Source organism: Thermonema rossianum DSM 10300, assembly GCF_000426825.1.
Classification (GTDB): Bacteria; Bacteroidota; Bacteroidia; order Cytophagales; family Thermonemataceae; genus Thermonema; species Thermonema rossianum.
Genome location: NZ_AUGC01000001.1, coordinates 227,050 through 246,371, shown reverse-complemented (window position 1 = coordinate 246,371; position 19,322 = coordinate 227,050). Strand labels below are relative to the sequence as shown.

General features: G+C 48.4%; 19 protein-coding genes and 1 riboswitch. Of the genes, 9 read left to right on the top strand and 10 right to left on the bottom strand.

Features of this window, described 5'->3' with window-relative positions; translation table 11 throughout:
- Positions 1-10 precede the first annotated feature (10 nt).
- Positions 11-832 carry a glycogen/starch synthase gene (locus tag K384_RS01145; RefSeq protein WP_038028977.1) on the bottom strand — a complete coding sequence of 274 codons (822 nt, stop codon included), beginning with the start codon at positions 830-832 and terminating at the stop codon, positions 11-13.
- A 166-nt stretch (positions 833-998) separates the two neighbouring features.
- Here K384_RS01145 and panC point away from each other — a divergent pair, with 166 nt between their 5' ends.
- From panC to K384_RS01105, 7 genes are all read left to right on the top strand, one after another.
- A complete protein-coding gene (panC, locus tag K384_RS01140; RefSeq protein WP_051632994.1) occupies positions 999-1,853 on the top strand; it encodes a pantoate--beta-alanine ligase in 855 nt (284 codons plus the stop codon).
- A 27-nt stretch (positions 1,854-1,880) separates the two neighbouring features.
- Complete coding sequence (gene panD / locus K384_RS01135; RefSeq protein WP_038028547.1) at positions 1,881-2,228, top strand: aspartate 1-decarboxylase; 348 nt, start codon at positions 1,881-1,883, stop codon at positions 2,226-2,228.
- Positions 2,228-3,256 carry a lysylphosphatidylglycerol synthase transmembrane domain-containing protein gene (locus K384_RS01130; RefSeq protein WP_038028545.1) on the top strand — a complete coding sequence of 343 codons (1,029 nt, stop codon included), beginning with the start codon at positions 2,228-2,230 and terminating at the stop codon, positions 3,254-3,256. Before panD ends, K384_RS01130 begins: the two co-directional genes overlap by 1 nt.
- Before the next feature lie 322 nt (positions 3,257-3,578).
- Positions 3,579-4,973: a class II fumarate hydratase gene (fumC, locus tag K384_RS01120; protein WP_038028542.1), complete on the top strand. Its 1,395-nt coding sequence runs from the start codon at positions 3,579-3,581 to the stop codon at positions 4,971-4,973.
- A 99-nt stretch (positions 4,974-5,072) separates the two neighbouring features.
- Positions 5,073-5,681, top strand: a complete 609-nt coding sequence (locus K384_RS01115) for a hypothetical protein (RefSeq protein ID WP_038028540.1) — start codon at positions 5,073-5,075, stop codon at positions 5,679-5,681.
- Between the two features lie 115 nt (positions 5,682-5,796).
- The gene (locus tag K384_RS01110; RefSeq protein WP_038028538.1) at positions 5,797-6,360 is read left to right on the top strand and encodes a hypothetical protein; all 564 of its coding nucleotides are present in this window, start codon (positions 5,797-5,799) and stop codon (positions 6,358-6,360) included.
- A 49-nt stretch (positions 6,361-6,409) separates the two neighbouring features.
- On the top strand, positions 6,410-6,937 hold the full coding sequence (locus tag K384_RS01105) for a hypothetical protein (RefSeq protein ID WP_038028536.1): 528 nt from the start codon (positions 6,410-6,412) through the stop codon (positions 6,935-6,937).
- Positions 6,938-7,030: 93 nt separating this feature from the next.
- Here K384_RS01105 and K384_RS01100 read toward each other — a convergent pair whose 3' ends face one another.
- From K384_RS01100 to metH, 4 genes are all read right to left on the bottom strand, one after another.
- On the bottom strand, positions 7,031-7,741 hold the full coding sequence (locus K384_RS01100) for a cell division ATP-binding protein FtsE (protein ID WP_157630014.1): 711 nt from the start codon (positions 7,739-7,741) through the stop codon (positions 7,031-7,033).
- Positions 7,742-7,746: 5 nt separating this feature from the next.
- Entirely contained in the window at positions 7,747-7,956 is a 210-nt protein-coding gene (locus tag K384_RS01095) for a hypothetical protein (RefSeq protein ID WP_038028532.1), read from the bottom strand.
- Positions 7,957-8,056: 100 nt separating this feature from the next.
- The gene (locus K384_RS01090) at positions 8,057-8,713 is read right to left on the bottom strand and encodes a hypothetical protein (RefSeq protein ID WP_157629998.1); all 657 of its coding nucleotides are present in this window, start codon (positions 8,711-8,713) and stop codon (positions 8,057-8,059) included.
- 75 nt (positions 8,714-8,788) lie between these two features.
- Entirely contained in the window at positions 8,789-12,493 is a 3,705-nt protein-coding gene (gene metH, locus K384_RS01085) for a methionine synthase (protein WP_038028528.1), read from the bottom strand.
- A 113-nt stretch (positions 12,494-12,606) separates the two neighbouring features.
- Positions 12,607-12,719, bottom strand: a riboswitch (SAM riboswitch).
- Between the two features lie 74 nt (positions 12,720-12,793).
- Between metH and K384_RS01080 the strand changes: the two genes are divergently transcribed.
- On the top strand, positions 12,794-13,618 hold the full coding sequence (locus K384_RS01080) for a hypothetical protein (RefSeq protein ID WP_038028527.1): 825 nt from the start codon (positions 12,794-12,796) through the stop codon (positions 13,616-13,618).
- Here K384_RS01080 and K384_RS01075 read toward each other — a convergent pair.
- From K384_RS01075 to K384_RS01060, 4 genes are all read right to left on the bottom strand, one after another.
- Entirely contained in the window at positions 13,615-13,824 is a 210-nt protein-coding gene (locus K384_RS01075; protein ID WP_038028525.1) for a hypothetical protein, read from the bottom strand. The two genes, K384_RS01080 and K384_RS01075, sit on opposite strands and share 4 nt — an antisense overlap.
- Before the next feature lie 12 nt (positions 13,825-13,836).
- Positions 13,837-14,463 (bottom strand): L-threonylcarbamoyladenylate synthase, encoded by a 627-nt coding sequence (locus K384_RS01070; RefSeq protein ID WP_038028524.1) that lies wholly within the window; start codon positions 14,461-14,463, stop codon positions 13,837-13,839.
- A 135-nt stretch (positions 14,464-14,598) separates the two neighbouring features.
- Positions 14,599-16,428, bottom strand: a complete 1,830-nt coding sequence (locus tag K384_RS01065) for an asparagine synthetase B family protein (RefSeq protein WP_038028523.1) — start codon at positions 16,426-16,428, stop codon at positions 14,599-14,601.
- A gap of 6 nt (positions 16,429-16,434) precedes the next feature.
- Entirely contained in the window at positions 16,435-18,135 is a 1,701-nt protein-coding gene (locus K384_RS01060) for a helix-hairpin-helix domain-containing protein (protein WP_051632993.1), read from the bottom strand.
- Positions 18,136-18,194: 59 nt separating this feature from the next.
- Between K384_RS01060 and K384_RS01055 the strand changes: the two genes are divergently transcribed.
- Positions 18,195-18,599 (top strand): hypothetical protein, encoded by a 405-nt coding sequence (locus tag K384_RS01055; RefSeq protein WP_038028522.1) that lies wholly within the window; start codon positions 18,195-18,197, stop codon positions 18,597-18,599.
- An 85-nt stretch (positions 18,600-18,684) separates the two neighbouring features.
- Here K384_RS01055 and K384_RS01050 read toward each other — a convergent pair whose 3' ends face one another.
- The gene (locus K384_RS01050; protein WP_038028521.1) at positions 18,685-19,122 is read right to left on the bottom strand and encodes a thioredoxin family protein; all 438 of its coding nucleotides are present in this window, start codon (positions 19,120-19,122) and stop codon (positions 18,685-18,687) included.
- Between the last annotated feature and the right edge of the window lie 200 nt (positions 19,123-19,322).

Below are 19,322 nucleotides of genomic sequence, written 5' to 3'. Positions count from 1 at the left end.
TAACGGCAGCTTACTTTTCGCCTGCCAACTCATTATACAAGTTGTAATGGTAGTCGGGCATGTTTTCTTCGTCAGTGATTTGCCCAATAGGTTTGTTTTGTGCTTCCAGCTCTTCGAATAGCTTCTGAAGTTTTTCATCATAATCTTCATTTGTGCGAAGAACCACATCGGCATATGCCATACCTGCCTTGATGAGGGCACTCATATCAGCCCCTTTCAATACTTCCAGGCTGGCATCGTCCATGTCGTTCATTTTCACTTTCTCAATTAAATCATCCCCAAATTTATAAGAATAAAAATTATTGTACACAGTGAAGACCGTTTTTGTATGCTGGAAGAGGGGATCTTTTTTGTACACGGTTTTAATGTACATGGGAATAAGGCTGGTAATCCAATCGTTGCAATGCACAATGTCGGGAGCCCAACCGAGGCGCTTCACCGTTTCGAGCACCCCTTTGCAGAAAAAGACTGCCCGCTCGTCGTTATCTTCGAAGAATTGATTGTTTTTATCTACAAAAACAGACTTTCTTTGGAAGTAATCGTCATTATCGACAAAATAAACCTGCATTTTGGCATTGGGCACCGAAGCCACCTTGATAATCAAGGGTTTCTCCTCGTCGCCCACCGATATATTAATCCCTGACAAGCGAACTACTTCATGTAAGCGGTTTTTTCTCTCGTTGATAATACCAAAGCGGGGCACCAGAATACGAATTTCCATCCCGCGCTCTTGCATTGCCTGGGGCAAGCGGCGCACAAAGTCAGCTACCTTGGAGGTTTGAAGGAAAGGGTTGATTTCGCTCGCTGCGTAAAGGATCTTAAGCTTTGACATCTCGGTAATCGTTTTGATGGACGAATACAACTTGGCAAACACTTGAAGCAGAAGTGTGCTAAGTCGCTTAAACTCATGCAAATTTACTAAAAAAATTTGTCTTTTCAATTGTTTTTTTCAAAAAAGCCTTATTATTGCGCTCGATTCATGCTATAATGCCTAATCTATGCTCTTTTTGAAAAACCCGCAAGAGGCTCATTTACAATGCCTGACTTTTAAAAAAGAAGGGAAAAGCATCGGCTTTGTACCTACCATGGGGGCTTTGCACGAGGGGCATTTGTCCTTGGTGCGCCGCGCCAAGGAAGAAAATGACGTGGTGGTGTGCAGCATCTTTGTGAACCCTACTCAGTTCAACGACCCTACCGATCTGGCCAAATACCCGCGTACGTTGGAAGCAGACCGCCGGCTGCTGGAGTCTGTAGGCTGCGATTTGCTGTTTGCCCCCCAAGAACAAGAGATGTATCCTGCCCCGCCGGTGCTTCGTTTTTCATTTGGGCACTTAGAGCAAGTGATGGAAGGAGCGCACCGCCCGGGGCACTTCAATGGCGTAGCCTTGGTGGTATCCAAGCTATTTCATATTGTTCAGCCCAATAAGGCTTATTTCGGGCAAAAGGATTATCAACAATACCTTATCATTCGTCAACTGGTAGCGGACCTGTCGTTTCCGGTAGAAGTGGTGCCCTGCCCCATTGTGCGTGAAGCCGACGGCTTGGCCATGTCGTCACGGAACCGGCGCCTGACGCCGGCGCAACGCCGCGAGGCTGTCATCCTCCATCAAACACTGCAAGAAGCCAAGCAGCGTCTTCTCAATGGTGTTTCAGTAGAAGAAGTCAAAAAGTGGGTGGCGTCGGTCTTCGCACCTTTACAAAAAAAAGACATCCGTTTGGAATATTTTGAGGTGGCAGATGGTTATACTCTTAGCGCAGTAAAAGACATACACCGTCATAAGGAAGTAGTTTTGTGTATTGCTGCCTATGTGGGCGAAGTACGATTGATAGACAATGTGTTGTTGTTTTCTTAACTTTGCTGCCTCAAACCCCAAAGAGTCATGATGATTCAAGTATTTAAATCTAAAATTCACCGAGTAAAGGTAACACAAGCCGAGCTGCATTATGTGGGAAGCATTACCATCGACGAAGCTCTGATGGAAGCAGCCAACCTGATTGAGGGCGAACGCGTGCAAGTGGTCAATATCAATAATGGCGAGCGGCTGGAGACCTACGTTATCAAAGGGGAACGCAACAGCGGTATGATTTGCCTCAATGGTCCGGCGGCGCGCAAAGTGCAAGTGGGCGATGTGGTCATTATCATATCCTATGCATTCATGAGCGTGGAAGAAGCCAAGAACTTCAAACCCACTGTTATTTTTCCCGACGAAAACAACCGCTTACCTTAATGAAAAAAGTAGTGCGTTATTTGCTGTCCTATGCCCTGCCTTTAGTTGCCGGCATAGGACTTCTTATTTATACCTTTCGCGATCAAGACCTGAGCCAGGTAAAAAGCCTCTTTCAGCAGGCACCCATTGGTTGGATACTTCTTTCCTTCTTTTTTGCTTTTGTATCGCATTGGGCACGTGCCTATCGCTGGCTTTATCTGCTTGATCCGCTGGGTTACAGGGTGAAAATAAGCCATTCATTTGTGGCGGTCATGACCGGCTATTTTGCCAACTTGCTGCTGCCCCGCATGGGTGAGGTTACCCGCTGTGCCTTACTGCAAAAAACCGACAGGGTGCCGGCCAATGTGTCGTTTGGCACGGTGATTACCGAGCGCATCATTGATTTGTTCATCCTGCTGGGCTTGGTCATGCTTACCCTTGTCATGGAGTCGGCGCGTATCGGGCAATTTATCTTAAACTTATTTGGTGAAAAAGCCAATCAGTGGATCACAAGCCTGCAAAATAACGTATGGGCATGGGTAGTGTTGACGGCCGGTGCAGTGGGCTGCTTTGTCTTGCTGTTTTTTATTGCCAAGCGTTACCGCCACCTTGCCTTTATACAAAAGGCGCTGCGCTTGCTCGAAGGGTTATGGGCCGGTGTGCTCAGCGTACGCAAAGTAAAAAACAAGCCTGCCTTTTTCTTTTTTACTGTTCTTATTTGGCTGATGTACTATCTGATGGCTTATGTGCTCTTCTTCTGTCATCCGCAAACGGCACAACTGGGCATACTTGCCGGGCTCAGTATTTTGGTATTGGGTGGCTTGGGCATTGCAGCCCCTGTTCAGGGAGGCATTGGGGCTTATCATTTCCTTGTTATGAACGCCTTCATGATGTATGGATTACCCAAGGACTTTTCCCTGTCTTTTGCTACCTTCATGCATACTATTCAAACCTTGGCAGTCGTTATCTTGGGTGGGTTGAGTTTCATTGGCAGTTTGTTCATTAAAAGCCAAAGCACGGCACCGGTAAAAAATTCTAAAAAAGTGTAACCTTTTTTTCAGACTATCGTTATATTCACCATAGACAACAAAATTGCTTTTTCATTTGTAGTTTTCATAAAGTTAGGTTGGGACTTCCGGGCGGCTTTGCTGTTCGGAAGTTTTTATATTTTACCATCTCTTTGATTTTCATAAAGATACCCCCTGCCCCGCAATCCGGCAAATATATTCCCTTCTTTTTCAAAGCTTTTCTTTCAAATTCGTTTTTTATTGTGCTTTTGAGATATGTCATTCCCACATATTTGCCATAGCTATTATCTTTGCTCTGAATAAAACACTTTCATTTTTTCAACAATTAAAACAAAGTAAAACTATGGAATATCGCATTGAACACGACACCATGGGCGAAGTAAAAGTGCCTGCTGATAAGTATTGGGGTGCGCAAACCCAACGCTCAAGGGAAAACTTTAAAATCGGCGGGCACCGCATGCCCATAGAGGTAATCCGTGCCTATGCCATATTAAAAAAGGCAGCTGCCCTCACCAATGCCGAATTGGGGGTGCTTTCGCAAGAAAAAGCCGATTTGATTGCCAAAGTGTGTGACGAGATACTCGAAGGCAAGCTTGACGATCAGTTTCCTCTGGTCGTGTGGCAAACGGGCTCGGGCACCCAAACCAACATGAACGTAAACGAAGTGATTGCCAACCGCGGACATGTGCTTAAAGGCGGACAACTGACCGACAAAAAGAAGTTTTTGCACCCCAATGATGATGTAAACAAGTCGCAGTCATCGAATGACACCTTCCCCACAGCCATGCACATTGCCGCCTACAAGATGATTGTAGAACACACCATTCCCCATATCGAAAAACTGCGCGATACTTTACAGCAAAAAGCCGAGGCTTTCAAAGATGTAATCAAGATTGGGCGCACCCACTTCATGGATGCCACCCCTCTGACACTGGGCAATGAGTTCTCCGGCTATGTAGCCCAACTAAACCACGGATTGCGTGCCCTGCGCAACAGCCTCGAACACCTGCGCGAATTGGCGCTGGGCGGCACTGCCGTAGGTACGGGCTTGAACACACCCAAAGGATATGCCGAAAAAGTAGCTGCCCGTATTGCCGAATTCACCGGCTTGCCATTTGTCACTGCGCCCAACAAATTTGAAGCCTTGGCTGCCAGCGACGGCATCGTGGAAGCCTCGGGTGCACTGAAACAATTAGCCGTCAGCCTGATGAAAATAGCCAATGACATACGCATGTTGGCTTCGGGCCCCCGCTGTGGCATTGGTGAAATCAATATCCCGGCCAACGAACCCGGCTCTTCCATCATGCCCGGCAAAGTGAACCCCACGCAGTCGGAAGCCATGACCATGGTATGTGCTCAGGTGATTGGCAACGATACCGCCATCAATATTGGTGGCATGAACGGGCACTTTGAACTGAACGTGTTCCGTCCTATGATGATATTCAACCTGCTTACTTCTGCCCGCCTGTTGGGCGATGCTTGCGAGTCATTCAACGATAAGTGTGCCGTAGGCATTGAGCCCAACTATGAGCGCATTCAACATCACCTCAATAACTCTTTGATGCTGGTAACCGCTCTTAACCCCTATATTGGGTATGAAAACGCAGCTAAAATAGCCAAAAAGGCACATGCAGAAGGAAAAACCCTAAAAGAAGCGGCTATTGAGCTGGGCTTGCTCACCGCCGAACAGTTCGACGAATGGGTGGATCCCAAGAAAATGATTGGAAGCTTAGAATAGCTCAAAAAACATCATATTTTCCAATAAAAAGTTGCTTGGCACCAAGCAACTTTTTATTTTTTGTTGGCGTAGGTGTTTAGGACTAAAAAAATGCCCTTTATGAAGCTTTTGTTTTTTTCTCTTACTATATACTTCTTTTTGGCAAACGCCCCCGGTGCAATTGCACAGATGTCACGCGAAGAAGCCAAGCATTGGTACAATATTTACAAAAAAACATCACCTCTTGAATTCAAGGCACTTGTAGAAGGCAACGACTCACTACGACGCATAAAAGCAAACAAACAAAAAGAAGTACAGGCACTCCGTACCGCTATTATAGAAAAGGAGCAGCTACTTATGCGGCTTCGTAACGAGAACCGGTTGCTGGAAGAAGAAGTGCGTGAAATTAACGCCTCGCGCCCGCTTCCGAGTGTGCGTCAGGGGGTTTATATGCGCATACGCTTTCAGGGCGTGGTCAAGGGCGTGGAAATCCCTGACAGAATATTAAAAAATACAGATATGCATGCCTATCAATATGACAATGAAACCTTTTATGTAGTGGGTTACTTCAAAGATTATTGGCTGGCTGAAAACTTCCGGAAACATCTGCTGCAGCTGGGCATTCCCAATCCCGAAATCATTGCTTTTTGCAATGGTATCCCTATGGATATGAAAGATGCACTTGCCATTATTTTGGGCGGCGAGGTAGAAGACTGCAGCAAAAGATAATGTAATTACTACCACATAAATGACAACTTTTTCGTACTTTAACCGTAATTTTCAAATGTTCTGTCTGTTTTTTAGAATCTACTGACCTATGAAAGTATTTAAAACAAGCTTACTCATGCTTCTACTGGGGGGTTTTTTATGCCTGAATCCCTCCTCGCCGGCTTTTGCTCAAATGAGCAAAGCAGAAAAAAAAGCGTGGAAAAAGAAAAAGAAAGCCATGAACCCACTGGCTTTTAAGCAAATGGTGGAAGAACAAGAAGAAATCAAGGAAAAAATCAATCAAACCAGACAAGAGTTGGAAATGCTACGCTCACAGCTAAGTGAGAAAGATAGCCGCCTTGCTCAGCTGCGTGAAGAGAACCAACAGCTGGAGCAACAGCGCCAAGAAGTAGATGCCACCAGCCGCCAGGGACCGGACGAGCGCGGTGTGTACTTCCGGGTACAGGTAGGAGCCTATGAGCGTATTGACCTAAGCAGCCGCATTACACAAGAGGCCGATATGAAGGTGGAAGATGAAGGGGGGATAAAAAAATACACCATCGGATATTTCAATGATTATTGGGAGGCCGACAAATTCAAAAAATATTTACAAAGCATGGGTATCAAAGATGCCTGGATTGTGGCCTATCGCGATGGTGTGCGCGTGGATATCAAGGAAGCCTTGGAAGGCATTCTATAAAAAAGCTTTATGTTGAATCGAATAAAAAGAATTTAAACGCCATAAAATCATGAGATTTATTTTACTGATAATAAGCTTTGTTCTTGTAGGTGGCCACCTGCAAGCACAGCGCATGAGCAAAGAAGAAAAGAAAATCTATAAGGAGTGGAAAAAGAAACTCAAATCCACTTCCTTAGAGGATTTGAAAGCCATGCACGAGGAAAAAGACCAGCTTAACCAAGAACTGCGTACCTTAGAGGCAGAGCTTCAAGAGCTACGCGACCAGCTGGCAACCAAAGACAATCAAATCAGCGCCTTGGAAAGCCGTAACCAGCAGCTGAAGCGCCAAATAGAGGAGAACGCACAGCGCAAAAACGAAGAGAAAGGTATCTTCTTCAAAGTACAGCTCTCTTTTACCGATGAAGACGCCTCGGGAAATACCGTCAACCGCTATTATACACTTGGCATCTTCCGCAGCTATGAAGATGCCGTCGCTTTCCGCGATGCCGTGCGCAAGCTGGGCATCAAAGATGCTTATGTGCAAGGATACAAAGACGGTGAGCGTCGCCCGGTAGATGAGCTGCGCGGTATGCAATGAAACACTGTTGCCAAACAACCATAAAGAAACAGGTAGGAACCGGGTTCTTACCTGTTTTTATTTTGCCAAATACCTGCCGGTGATTAAGCTAAGCTATAATAAGGTTTTCAAGTCGAAATCCTGCAGGTTGGAATCAAGCAAGGTGCCATGCTCACATTTCAGCACACGTGCCGGGAATTGTTCTATGAAGTGGTAATTGTGGGTTGCCATCAAGACAGCCGTGCCACTACGGTTAATCTTCATAAACAAATCCATAATTTCTTCCCCCACTGCCGGATCCAAATTGCCGGTAGGCTCGTCGGCAATGAGAATAGCCGGCTCATTCAATAAAGCACGGGCAATAACCACCCGCTGCTGCTCACCGCCTGACAGCTGATGGGGCATCTTGGCAGCCGCCCCGCTTAACCCCACCCGTAGCAATACTTCATTCATGCGTTGTTTCATTTTGGCTGTACTGCGCCAGCCGGTTGCCCGCATCACGAAAAAGAGGTTTTCTGCCACACTGCGATCCATCAATAGCTGAAAGTCCTGAAAGACAATACCAATACGCCGGCGCAGTTTCGGTATTTCTTTTCGCTTGATATTGAACAATTGAATGCCGGCCACTTGTGCATCGCCTTTGTAAAGTGGCAAATCGGCATACAGGGTTTTCAGCAACGAGCTTTTACCACTGCCCGTACGCCCTACGATATACACAAACTCGCCTTTGTGCACGTCGAAATACACATCGCTGAGCACCGGCATACCATTTTGATAAATAGTAGCCCCTTTGACGCTCACAACTATATCCGGGTGGTTGTCCATCATATTCACAAGTCTAATTTTTGCAGCTTCCCATAGGGAATCTGCTCTATCAACTGTCTGAGTGCTGCTTCTTTACCTACAAGATTCAGCTTTTCCAAATCTTTATCTTTCAGCGGGCGATCGGCGCGGAAATAAGCAACCAATACAAAGTTATCGTCGCGGATTTGAATATAATCCGGAATTTTTGCTTTGCCCTTTACTTTGATGATATACATATTGCTGTACACGAAAAGTATTTTTGATAGTAAACATACAAAAAACCCTCAAAACCAAGAAAGGTTTCGAGGGCATTCACGTTTTAAAGCATTTATAAAATCAGGGTCTGTAAACAACTTCCAACACGTGCACCTTACCGGAAACGACAGCACTTGTATTCTTGGAGTTGAGCCCTTGGGGGTCCGATGCTACCTGGTCAAAGGTCAATGTAATTTCAAAAGAAAGCATTTCCGTGGCAGCATCATATGCAAGCTTATTGATTGTCAAATTTTGCCCTCCTGGGAAAAAATAAACATTGCCCTGCCAGCGCTTAACTTTACCCTGCGTTTTTATGTCGTGGGTTACTTCAATATTTAGGCTTTGTACTTCTTCTATAGTGATGCTCTCAAGAGAAGCCCCTTGTAAAAACTCCATGTACATTCTCACATTGTTAAGCAAGGTTGAATCTATCAAATCTATATCTATTCCTGATGGATAGCCCGGTCCGGAAGGTTTAAGCTCAAGGAAAGGCTTTCCGAAATGATACTTCACAAGCAGCGTATCGGGGTCGGGCGTTCCCCCCACCGGTGTGCTATCGGCGTAATAAGCATCACGCAACACAACTTGTACTTCACCCACATCAAACAATAGTGCAGAGCTGTCATTCTGCGCACCGGCAGGTCCCGGAATACCCGGGTCGCCTTTGTCGCCTTTGCAGGCAGTCAGCAACAATATCATCAGAGTCAAAGAAAATAAAGGATACAAAAACCTTTTCATAATTTTGAGAATTTAGGGTTGAACAAGATAAAAACAGCAAAATCCATGCCTTAAACTTACACACTTCCCACGTTTCTATTCATTCAAATAAGGGCGGAGCCATTTTTCCATTTCACTCAATTCCAAGCCCTTACGCTTTGCATAATCTTGCAACTGATCGGAGCCAATCTTACCTATACCAAAATAGCGCGATTCGGGATGGGCAAAATACCAGCCACTCACCGAAGCAGTAGGATACATGGCATAGCTTTCGGTCAAGGCGACGCCCAGCTTTTCTTCTGCCCGGAGCAAGTCGAAAATCAAGCGCTTTTCCGTATGGTCGGGACAAGCGGGGTAGCCGGCTGCCGGACGAATTCCTTGGTACTTCTCGGCAATAATCTCTTCCATCGATAGCTTTTCTTGGGCAGCATATCCCCAGAACTCACGCCGCACACGCGCATGCAACAACTCAGCAAAGGCTTCTGCCAGACGGTCTGCCAGTGCTTTAGCCATGATGGCGCGATAATCGTCGTGCTCCGCTTCCAATTGCTGAACCCACGCATCCAAGCCGATGCCGGTAGTCACGGCAAAACAACCGATATAATCGACACGGCCGGAAGTAACGGGCGCTACAAAATCAGCCAATGACAGATTAGGCAAGCCTTGCGCCTTTCGTTTTTGCTCGCGCAGCATGTGAAAAACTGTTTTCACAGGCAAAGGCAAGGAAATGCCCGCATAAACGACAGGACCTTGGACTTTGGCTTGTGTGTCATATACCACAATATCATCGCCCACGGCATTGGCAGGCAGCAGGGCAAAAGCGGCATGGGCTTTCAAACGCTTTTTCTGAATAATTTCCTGTAGCATCTGCCGGGCATCGGACAAGAGCTTGCGGGCTTCTTGCCCATAGGTTTCATCTTCCAAAATGGCGGGGTATTTGCCTTTCAACTCCCATGCCCAGAAGAAAGGCGTCCAATCTATGTAGGCGGCAATTTCTTCTATGGGGTAGTCCATCAGATAGTGAATGCCGGGCTGCCGTGGCTCATAGATAGGCGAAAGCTGCCAATCTATTGCCGGGCGGTTGGCACGTGCCTCTTCTATGGGTAACAGGTCTTTGGTGTGCTGCTTACGCTCATATTGCTTCCGCAAGGCTTCGTATTCCTTCGATATGCTATCCACAAAAGAAGCTTTTTCTTCGCCCAACAGGGCGCTCACCACCGGCACACTACGCCCGGCATCCAGTACGTGCACCACCGGCGCGCTATAGTGCGGCGCTATTTTCACGGCTGTGTGCGCCCGTGAAGTGGTAGCCCCTCCAATCAATAAAGGCACTTTCATGCCTTCGCGCTCCATTTCTTTTGCTACATGCACCATTTCGTCAAGGCTGGGGGTAATCAGGCCACTCAACCCGATGATATCTACCTTTTGTTTTTTGGCTTCCTCGATGATTTTATTGGCAGGCACCATCACGCCCAAATCGATGATTTCGTAGTTATTGCAAGCCAGCACTACGCCTACGATGTTTTTTCCTATGTCGTGCACATCGCCTTTCACGGTAGCCAATAGTATTTTGCCGGCGGCACTGTTGTGTGGGTTTTGCTGTTTTTCTGCTTCAAGAAAAGGAATCAGGTAAGCCACGGATTTTTTCATGACCCGGGCACTTTTTACCACTTGTGGCAAAAACATTTTACCGGCGCCAAACAAATCGCCCACAACCCGCATGCCGTCCATCAGTGGACCTTCTATGACTTTTAAAGGGGAACCGTACTTGCGGCGTGCTTCTTCGGTGTCGGCTTCTATGTAGTCCGTGATGCCTTTGACCAAAGCGTGTTTAAGGCGCTCCTCGACACTGCCTTCCCGCCAGGCTTCGGCTTGCTTTTCGACTTGCGCCCCATCGCTCTTGAGCGTTTCGGCAAAAGCAATGAGCCGTTCGGTGGCATCGGGGCGGCGGTTCCACAACACATCTTCGACGTGTTCGAGCAGGTCTTTGGGAATTTCTTCATACACTTCTATCATGCCGGCATTCACAATGCCCATATCCAAGCCGGCGCGAATGGCTTCATATAAGAAAGCCGAGTGCATGGCTTCGCGCACGCGGTCGTTGCCACGAAAAGAAAAAGATACGTTACTGATGCCACCACTGGTTTTGGCATGGGGCAAGTTTTGCTTTATCCATGCCACAGCCCGCACAAAGTCAAGGGCATAGTTGGCGTGCTCGGCAATGCCGGTGCCCACAGTCAACACATTGGGGTCGAAGATGATATCCTCCGGGGGGAAATTCAGGCGCCCGGTGAGCAAGCGGTAAGCACGCTCACAAATTTCAATGCGCCGTTCGAAGGTGTCGGCTTGCCCCCGCTCATCGAAAGCCATCACTACCACGGCAGCCCCATAGCGACGTGCCAAGCGCGCACGCCGTAAAAACTCTTCCTCGCCATCTTTCAAAGACAAAGAATTAACCACTGCCTTGCCCTGCACACATTTCAAGCCTGCCTCCAATACACTCCACTTCGAAGAGTCAATCATCACCGGCACACGGGCAATGTCCGGCTCCGAAGCAATCAGATTCAGGAAGTGGGTCATGGCAGCCTCGGCATCAAGCATGCCTTCGTCCATATTGACGTCGATCATCTGCGCACCGTTTTCCACCTGCTGGCGTGCTACCGACAGGGCTTCTTCGTAGTTCCCTTCCCGAATCAAGCGGGCAAACTTGCGAGAGCCCGATACGTTGGTGCGCTCCCCTATGTTGACAAAGCCCGTGACCTCGTTTACATACAAGGGCTCCAAGCCGCTCAGCGCTGTCACATGGCGCTTGGCAGGGCGCTGCCGCGGGGCATAACGTTGTGCCAGCCCGGCAATCAGGCGGATATGTTCCGGCGTGGTGCCACAACACCCCCCTACGATATTCAACCAGCCTTCGCGCAAAAACTCCTCTATCATTTGCCCCATGATTTCGGGCGTGTGGTCATATTGTCCAAAGGCATTGGGCAAACCCGCGTTGGGATGTGCCGAAGTGAAAAAAGGGGCTTGTTTGGCCAAGGTCTCCACATAGGGGCGCATCAGGTCTGCCCCCAAGGCACAGTTCAGTCCAATGCTTAGCAAGGGGAAGTGCGACAAAGACACCAAAAAAGCTTCAACGGTTTGCCCCGACAAGGTGCGCCCGCTGGCATCGGTAATGGTGCCCGAAAGCATCACCGGCAAAGGGGCTTTGCCGCTGTCTTCGAAGTACTTTTCAATGGCAAAAAGAGCTGCTTTGGCGTTCAGTGTGTCGAAGACGGTTTCAACCAGCAGTAAATCGACGCCCCCCTCTACCAGTCCGCGCACCTGCTCGTAGTAGGCCTCCACAAGCTCGTCGAAGGTAATGGCACGATAAGCCGGCCGGTTCACGTCGGGCGAAAGGGAAGCAGTCCGGTTGGTGGGTCCTATGGAACCGGCCACCCAGCGGGGCTTGTCCGTAAAGCGGCGGGCTACCTCTTTCGCCAAACGCGCCGAAGCATAATTCAGCTCATATACCACCTCTTGCAAATGGTAGTCGGCTTGTGAGATGGCGGTACTGTTGAAGGTGTTGGTTTCGATGATGTCGGCACCGGCCTTCAAATACTGCTCATGAATTTCCTGAATGATATGCGGCTGTGTCAAAGATAAGAGGTCATTGTTTCCCTTAAGCTCGTGGGGGAAATCGCGGAAGCGCTCACCGCGATAGTCGGCTTCGGTGAGCTTGTAGCGCTGAATCATGGTGCCCATGGCACCATCTAATACCAAGATGCGCTGCTTCAATGCCTCTTCAATAGGATGTACACTCATAGCTGTTGGTTTAATTAAAAAGTAAAAACAAACTTCTTTCTGTTTGGCAAGCAGAAAAAAGGTGATACCACCGGTGGACTTATGCACAGAAAAATCAGCGACGGCTCGAAGCTGACTTATCTTTCCCTCCACACAGCGAGAGGGTGGGAATTAGCACCTTATGCACGGGCGTGCATGGTTGCTAAGACGTCAACGGCCCCATTGCCTCGGTCTTTCTGGATAAGTCGTTTCAACAAATGTACAGGCTTTTGATGAAAGGTAGAAATTTCAATGCACTATTTTTGTAAAAAGCCTGTGAACATGTGCACCTTATGGAAATGGCTGCGTGCCCTAAGCATCGATGTTTGTTTGAGTGCCTGTGCGGTTCTGTATGCTTTCAGCTACTTGTCGCAGCAAGCACTCACACAACTGCCCCCCTATTTGATACTGGGTATTTCGGTGTGGCTTATTTACACGGCTGACCACTTATGGGATGCCCTGCGCATCCGTCATCGTGCACATACCTTCCGTCATCGTGTTCACCAACGTTTTTTTAAGCCTCTAACTGCGGTGGGCGGACTGTTGTTGGTGGTCGATGTGTGGCTTTTATGGCGGTGGGCACCTGCTCCGGTTATTTATGCCGGCTTGGGCTTAGGGCTGTTTTCAGCCATACACTTTGCTTTGGAACTGCTGCCTTATTGCTGGGTTGATGTCAGTAAAGAGCTGCGCGTGGCTGCTATTTATATAGCCGGCGCCGGCTTGTGGCACTGGGCAGCTTGCCGGCTGCGTTGCCTTACAGGCGACACTTACTTGCTGGGGGGCAGTCTGCTGCTGCTGGCATGGGCCAATTTGCTCATCATTGCCATGTATGAGCGGCATTCCGACCAAAAAGACGGACAACGCTCGCTGGCTCAATGGTTGCCTGACCGGCACATGCACCGTTTGATTGTTACGCTCATCATCTGGGCAGCCTTGCTGGCTGCCGCTTTGTGGCAACACCCGGCTTTGATGCTTGTGCTTTGGGCAATGGCAACTACCTTGTGGGCAGTGGTTCGCTATCCTTCTTTTTTTTCTAAAAAAGAACGCTACCGCATCGTGAGCGATAGCGCCTTTCTGTATCCATTTCTACTGCTGCTGACAGCCTAACGATTGTTGATTTGGTCGGGCGCACGGCTCTCAAACGAACTAATCAACTCGTAGTCGGCAGTCAACAGTTTTACACATACTTTTTCGAAAAAAATCGTTCCATTGAGCATCCAATAAAATTCATATGCTTGCTCGAAACGCTGAAAACGATGAATAAAAAGGGTTTTTCCTTGTTCTATGGATATTACCTTTACTACAAACTGCATTGCTTTCTCTGCCTATACATACATGGAAATGTCGCCTGCACCCTCGCGTATTACCTCTACCTCTCCATTTGAGCAATCCACAATAGTAGAAGGCACGTTGTTGCCCGGTCCGCCATCAATGACAATATCCACCAAATGCTTAAAGCGCTCGTAAATTTCTTGTGGGTCTGTGGTGTATTCTATGATTTCGTCTTCATCATGAATCGACGAAGTGATGATGGGATTTCCAAGCTGCTCTACTATCATGCGCGGAATGGGGTGGTCGGGCACACGAATACCTACGGTGTTGCGCTTATAAAGCACGCCGTCGGGGGCTTTGCTGTTGGCAGGCAAAATAAAGGTAAAAGGTCCGGGCAGTGCTTTCTTCATGATTTTAAAAATAGGCGTTTCCACCTTGGCATACTCGGCAATATGGCTCAGGTCATGACAAATAAAAGAAAGCCGTGCTTTTTTGGGGTCCACACCTTTGATTCTGCATAGACGTTCCACAGCCTGCTTCTTGTGGATATCGCAACCAATGCCATAAACCGTGTCGGTAGGGTAAATAATCACGCCCCCTTCCTTCAGGCATTCCACTACCTTCCGTATTTTGCGCTCTTCCGGATTTTGCGGGTGTATTTTCAACAGTTCTGCTGCCATAAGCCTTGTGTTTAGATGGTTTAAAAATAAAATCTAAATGTTTAGATAAGCTAAGGAATTTTGGCATGAAAAACAACGCGCCGGAAGGGCTTTTTTATCAAAAAACATACAAGCGGGGTGCTAAAAAGCACCTCGCTATTGAGCCTGCAAAAACGCATTCATCTGCAGCACCGCCCATAGTTCATGCGTAAAGTCATCGTGGTGGTGAAGATGTTGTTTCCATAATGCCTGCACATCTTCAAAGTCAATATGCTCATAAACAGGGGCTTGGGCATTTCGAAACACAGCCCACAAAGAGGCGTCAGCCGTTTGGCGCATCCAGTCTCCCAGAGGCACCCCGAAGCCTTCTTTTCTGCGCTTGGCTACCGGTGCCAAGCCGGGGGCTAAGCGCTGCAAGAGTGTTTTCAATACCCACTTCTTGCCCTTGGCTAAAAGCATATCGGCAGGCAAGCGTTGCAGTAAGCGTAAAATAAAAGGCATCAAATAGGGCACTCGTACTTCCACGGCATGCCGGCCGGCATAGTAATCTTGGGCAGACAGTAGCACCTGCGGCAAATAAAAATTGCGGTCAAACTGCAGGGCGGCTGCCGTTGTGTGCAAAGGTGGCAGGTACTTGGGCAAAGCAGCAGGCAAGCGCAAAGAAGCCCATTCGTAGTACAAATATTCGGGCGGCGTGCCGGTCAGAGGGAAGAGCCATTTTTTCAGTTGACGCACCCGGTCATGCATCAAAGGCAGTCGCTTTACCCATGGTTTGGCGAGGCGTGCAAGCCGGTGCCACCAGGCGGTATGGTTCAAATAATAAGCCCATGCCCGGTGCCGTTCATAACCGGCCCACCATTCATCTGCCCCGGTGCCCGCCAACACACAGCGGCTTATGGGGGCGGTTTGCGCTGCCAATAGGTGCACCAAGGCAGTAGCCGGGTCGGCAATAGGTTGGTCTGCAAGCTGCCAAAAGCCGGGCAGTTGTTCAAGGAATTCATCCCTTCGCACCTCCACCGGATGCCACTCGGCTTGAAAATAACGTGCTACTTTCTGCGCGTAATAAACATCTTTCGTGGCAGTGCGCGGTCTTTTTCCCTCTTGCCCGGGCACGATGGTCAGTGCCGGCACTGCTTTTTCTCCTCCTTCATGCAATAGAGCCAACAGCAAAGAAGAATCAACGCCCCCACTTAACCACACTGCCGGACTACCCACCCGGCTTTGCATGGCTACCGCCTCCAATAACCAACCATAGGCACTTTCTACTATTTGTGTTTCGGACAGGTGCGTATAGGTAAAGTGCAAAGGGTTTACCTCGCCCAGCCGCTTCTTGTGGTGTGTGAGTTGCCTTTGTGGCTGAAGCGGGAACTGCCACATGCCGGCCGGCAAAGCTTTGATTTCCCGGAAGAAAGTGTTGCCCGTTTCCGGTGCCCGGAACCGCCAATAGTGCTGTATTTGCCGGGCACAGAGCGTAAGGCGACACAAACCACTTGCCTGAATCGCCTTGATTTCCGATGCAATAATCAAGTAGTTTTCATCTTCATAGTAATATAAGGGCTTGATGAGTTGTTCATCACGTCCCAACAGCAAACGGTTATTTAGGTGGTCGTAAGCTACCCATGCATACATGCCTTCCAATGCCGGTACACTCTCTCCATTAGTCTGTGCATAAAGGTAGTACCAAAGCAGCTCCGTATCGGAAGGTACATGAGACAAAGAGAAGCGCCTGCTTAGCTTTGTAGTGTTGTAAATCTGCCCGTTGTAAACCAGATAAAGCGGATACGCCGGGTTGCGCACCGGTTGGCGGGGCGCATGCTCATAGAAGCGAAGCAAAGTGTGCCCCATAAACAACTGTCCATGAGTAAGAGGTAGTTGCAGGAAATGTTCATCATCGGGACCACGCTTGCTCAGCTGCTTGAGCATTTGCCGCATAGGGTGGTCGTTGAGGCGGGCATGCTTGTCCCATATAACGGCAACCCCACACATAACCGCTCAGCCTTTTTTTGCGCAAAAACTCAAAAAAGCCGTGCTGCTTAAGCAGTTCAGACACACCTCTTTGGTCATGCCGCCTTTTCGTGCCAATTGCAAGCCCCAATCCATATACTGCAGTTCTTCGCAGCTGTGTGCGTCAGGCGTAATCAGTAGTTTCACCCCCTGCTCCATGGCATAAAAAATCCACTCCCAATCCAGGTCCGAGCGCGAAGGGCTGGCATTCACCTCAATGGCCACCTGATGTTCGGCACACGCCCGTATGACTTGCTCCATATCGAGCGGATAGCCTTCGCGCGCAAGCAAAATACGCCCGGTCAAGTGTCCCAAAATATCAACATGCGGATTTTCAATGGCCTTCAATAAGCGTTGAGTTGCCTTTTCACGGCTCGTGGAAAGCGCCGAATGGACAGAAGCAATCACAAAATCGAACTGCGCCAGAAAGTCATCGGGGTAGTCCAAGCTGCCATCTGCCAAGATATCCACCTCAATGCCCTTCAACAACTGAAAGTCCTGTAGCCGGCTGTTGATTTGCTCGATTTCTTGCCACTGTTTGCGCACGCGCTCCTCGCTTAACCCGTTGGCATAAAAAGCCGACTGCGAGTGGTCTGTGATGCCCAAGTATTCGTAACCCAAGCGCCGTGCCTCTTCTGCCATTTCGGTAAGGGTATTTTTGCCGTCGCTGTAGGTTGTGTGAGCGTGCACCACCCCCCGCAGGTCTTCCCGCTCCACAAGCTGCTCCGGTGTGTATTTTTTTGCCCACTCCCATTCGTGCTTTCCTTCTCTCATTTCGGGAATGATGTAAGGCACCCCCAAGCGCGCATAAATGGCCTGTTCCGATGGGGCAGCCGGCATGTTGAGCGCTGTTTGAAGCAAGGTTTGGCCGTTCAGATGATACCCCAAATGCGCCTCTGTGGCCGTCAGTATCAAGTGCATGGAAGCACGGTGTTCCGGCGTGACGGTATGCACCTCGACCGGCAACTGCGCCCCTTCATCTATGCCCCGCCAACAGAAAAGCCCACTGCTTTCAGGTGTCTCTTTCAGGTAGTCAATCTTACGCAAGCAGGCATGCAGGGCAGCCGGCGACTCAGTCAATACCATCAGTTCAATGGCAGACACCACCGGCTCTTTGCGTGCCAGCTGCCCTACACATTGCACTTCGGTTTTCAATTGGTTTTGTATTTCCTCTTGCAGGCCGGTTGCACGTGCTGCTGCCTGTACCCACAAGCGCTTGCCCTGTGTCTGCTTCAAAAAAGCAATGCTTTCCATGATGGCCTGCTGGGTCTTTTCACCCATACCGGGCAAAGCAGCCACCTTTCCCTCCAAACAGGCCTTTTCAAGGCTTTCCAAAGAATCAATGCCCAACTCTTCCCACAACCGCCTGATTTTTTTCACACCCAACCCCTTGACCTGAAACAGGTCAAGCAATCCTTGGGGTGTGCGCTCCAACAGCTCGTTCAACTCTTTGAAACTACCTGTTTCAACAATTTCTTTGATTTTTTCGGCAATGCTTTTTCCGATACCCGGCAGCTTTGTCAAGTCAGACACGGCCAGTCCGGCTACGGGGACCTCTTGCTTTTCTATCCGGAAAGCAGCAGCATGGTACACGCGCGCTTTCTGTTCCACTCCGTGCAGGTCAAGCAGTTGTGCATATAATTCCAATTGGCGTGCTATAGCCCGGTTGTCCATATCTATTTGATTCATTATCTTGCTTGTAAAGTACGATTTAATATAAGTTTCCTATGCAAACACCATCCTGTAAAATGTTTATCTTGACGATGCTCGGCTGCCTTTGGGTAGTGGCCTCCGCTCATCAATGTAGTAAAAAAAGCCAACAAAGCAGCAGCAACGGGCAAAATAAGCAATACGAAAGTATCATTTTTCAATCGACTTGGGTGCACGCGCGTGAGCAAGACCAAAATGGCATGGAAGTCTATGTCAAGGAAGGCACGTCGTTGCCGCCGGCCCGCTTTCGCGAACGCATGAAGTTCGATGAAGACGGCACCTTTCATTGGCTGACCCTTGCCCCCAACGATGCGCATGAGATGGTCAAAGGCAGTTGGGAAAAGATAGATGAGCGCAAAGTGCGCGTCCGGGTGGGTGACGAGCAGTGGGTCATCGAATTCAAGGAAATAAGCCCCGAAAAAATCAGCATCATGTGGCAATAAAAAACCAACCCGTAATTAAAAGTAAACGGCGGAAGGCCATGAGAGCTTTCCGCCGTTTTTGTTTTATGCTTGCCCCTGCAAGCCTTTATTTGATCTTTGCTAAGATTTGCTCCATCACGTATAAGAAGCGATCGGGTGTGTGATAGCCTATCACTTTTTCAACCAGTCGCCCTTCTGAATCAAAGAAGTAAATGCTCGGATAGGCACGTATGCGATACTTATCGGCCAGTTCTATGCCCTCGCCTTTTTCGGCATTTATCCTGTAGGCAATATAATTTTTATTGGCAAAATCACCTACTTCTTTATTCCGGAAGGTATTTTTTTCAAGCATTTTACAAGGTCCGCACCAGTCGGTATAGAAATCCACAAAGAAAGGTTTCCCCGTTTTCTTTGCCTCGGCAAGTAACTCCTGCCAAGAGCCCTCAAAAAAGACAATACCTGCTGTGCTATGCTGTGCGTGGGTTTCCACTCCTATAAGCAAGCACAAACCCAATACCAATTTGTAGATCCATTCCCTTTTCATAATAACTTTTGTTTTTTCTTTCTTATTTAAAGCATACAACCAAGAACAATGCCACAGGACATCCCGTAGTAAATATACAATAGATTTTTGAGAAAAAACATTCAAAACATGGCTTTCTTTTTTTCAAACACAACGGAACTCCCGCTTGGTGCTCCGGTTCTTTGCTGCAGGAAACAGCGTGCTCCACGGCATAAAATCTT

Bases quoted from the DNA above. Each gene is read 5' to 3' on its own strand.
- K384_RS01145 (WP_038028977.1), bottom strand. From the start codon at position 832: ATGTCAAAGCTTAAGATCCTTTACGCAGCGAGCGAAATCAACCCTTTC.
- panC (WP_051632994.1), top strand. From the start codon at position 999: ATGCTCTTTTTGAAAAACCCGCAAGAGGCTCATTTACAATGCCTGACT.
- panD (WP_038028547.1), top strand. From the start codon at position 1,881: ATGATGATTCAAGTATTTAAATCTAAAATTCACCGAGTAAAGGTAACA.
- K384_RS01130 (WP_038028545.1), top strand. From the start codon at position 2,228: ATGAAAAAAGTAGTGCGTTATTTGCTGTCCTATGCCCTGCCTTTAGTT.
- fumC (WP_038028542.1), top strand. From the start codon at position 3,579: ATGGAATATCGCATTGAACACGACACCATGGGCGAAGTAAAAGTGCCT.
- K384_RS01115 (WP_038028540.1), top strand. From the start codon at position 5,073: ATGAAGCTTTTGTTTTTTTCTCTTACTATATACTTCTTTTTGGCAAAC.
- K384_RS01110 (WP_038028538.1), top strand. From the start codon at position 5,797: ATGCTTCTACTGGGGGGTTTTTTATGCCTGAATCCCTCCTCGCCGGCT.
- K384_RS01105 (WP_038028536.1), top strand. From the start codon at position 6,410: ATGAGATTTATTTTACTGATAATAAGCTTTGTTCTTGTAGGTGGCCAC.
- K384_RS01100 (WP_157630014.1), bottom strand. From the start codon at position 7,741: ATGGACAACCACCCGGATATAGTTGTGAGCGTCAAAGGGGCTACTATT.
- K384_RS01095 (WP_038028532.1), bottom strand. From the start codon at position 7,956: ATGTATATCATCAAAGTAAAGGGCAAAGCAAAAATTCCGGATTATATT.
- K384_RS01090 (WP_157629998.1), bottom strand. From the start codon at position 8,713: ATGAAAAGGTTTTTGTATCCTTTATTTTCTTTGACTCTGATGATATTG.
- metH (WP_038028528.1), bottom strand. From the start codon at position 12,493: ATGAGTGTACATCCTATTGAAGAGGCATTGAAGCAGCGCATCTTGGTA.
- K384_RS01080 (WP_038028527.1), top strand. From the start codon at position 12,794: ATGTGCACCTTATGGAAATGGCTGCGTGCCCTAAGCATCGATGTTTGT.
- K384_RS01075 (WP_038028525.1), bottom strand. From the start codon at position 13,824: ATGCAGTTTGTAGTAAAGGTAATATCCATAGAACAAGGAAAAACCCTT.
- K384_RS01070 (WP_038028524.1), bottom strand. From the start codon at position 14,463: ATGGCAGCAGAACTGTTGAAAATACACCCGCAAAATCCGGAAGAGCGC.
- K384_RS01065 (WP_038028523.1), bottom strand. From the start codon at position 16,428: ATGTGTGGGGTTGCCGTTATATGGGACAAGCATGCCCGCCTCAACGAC.
- K384_RS01060 (WP_051632993.1), bottom strand. From the start codon at position 18,135: ATGAATCAAATAGATATGGACAACCGGGCTATAGCACGCCAATTGGAA.
- K384_RS01055 (WP_038028522.1), top strand. From the start codon at position 18,195: ATGTTTATCTTGACGATGCTCGGCTGCCTTTGGGTAGTGGCCTCCGCT.
- K384_RS01050 (WP_038028521.1), bottom strand. From the start codon at position 19,122: ATGAAAAGGGAATGGATCTACAAATTGGTATTGGGTTTGTGCTTGCTT.